The following is an 809-nucleotide window of genomic DNA, read 5'->3' as shown; positions in this document are numbered from 1 at the left end:
CCTCCTCAACGGAAAAATCGAGGCCGGCGGCGGTAATCCCCCCACCACCAAAACCGAAATCCACCAGTAGTAGTGAACGACCCATGTTCGTCTACCGTGAGCCGCGTTATGGCAGTGACGTGTTCTCGTCGGGCACAGTCATAGTTCCCGGCGTTGCCAGCGACAGGGTTCTACACCCAGCAGCGGGACCGATCAAAATCACCCGCACGGGGAACGACCCTGCTGGTGGTTTCGATTTTGATGAAAGCGAGGAGACATAGCCCCTCGCCAACTCCCCGTAGCTGGCGAACAGTAGCTCCTGGCGCTGGCGCTCGTTGGTGAGTTTGCGTGCCACATCGAAAGCCTTATCGACTTCCCGGTCCAAGTTGTTGTGAGCCTTGAGCAGAATTGGGTCCATCGATAACGGGTTGTAGTGCTCCGCGAGTGACCGCTGGGGGTGCCGCTCGCGTGCCCGCAGCACCAACTGTCCAGCGTCGATGATTCGCTGCTGCGCCTTCTCATCTAGTTCACACAGAGCTGGTCCGCAGTTGTAGCTCCCGATGTACTCCGAAAAACGGAAAAAATAAATAGTGGGGATACATCAACCTTCCACTTTCCATTCTTCCGGCTCAGAGTATTGAGGGGTCTGGGACCGGGTCCGTAAACCCTTTATGTTTTTCGCGCACAGCGGTTTTTAGCGACGCACCCTATAGGTTTTCCGCAGAACTTATATGTGTTTCTGTGCACCCCATATGTTGTCTGTTTTAGCGGTATTTCGTTGTTAATTCCGCACGCGCGCATCAAATGGTTATTTATCGACGACACTCCGT

General features: G+C 54.5%; 1 protein-coding gene and 1 pseudogene. One reads left to right on the top strand and one right to left on the bottom strand.

Annotated elements, in window-relative coordinates; translation table 11 throughout:
* On the top strand, positions 1 to 260 hold a 260-nt coding region (locus tag HMPREF2565_RS14070; RefSeq protein WP_210385893.1), incomplete at its 5' end, for a hypothetical protein.
* Positions 261 to 322: 62 nt separating this feature from the next.
* Here the strand turns inward: HMPREF2565_RS14070 and HMPREF2565_RS14410 are convergent.
* Positions 323 to 460, bottom strand: a pseudogene (locus HMPREF2565_RS14410) (type IIL restriction-modification enzyme MmeI); the annotation flags it as partial.
* Between the last annotated feature and the right edge of the window lie 349 nt (positions 461 to 809).

This window comes from Corynebacterium sp. HMSC072A04 (assembly GCF_001809235.1).
Taxonomy (GTDB): Bacteria; Actinomycetota; Actinomycetes; order Mycobacteriales; family Mycobacteriaceae; genus Corynebacterium; species Corynebacterium hiratae.
The sequence above is the reverse complement of the archived record's forward strand: the minus strand, read 5'-3'. Positions and strand labels throughout refer to the sequence as shown.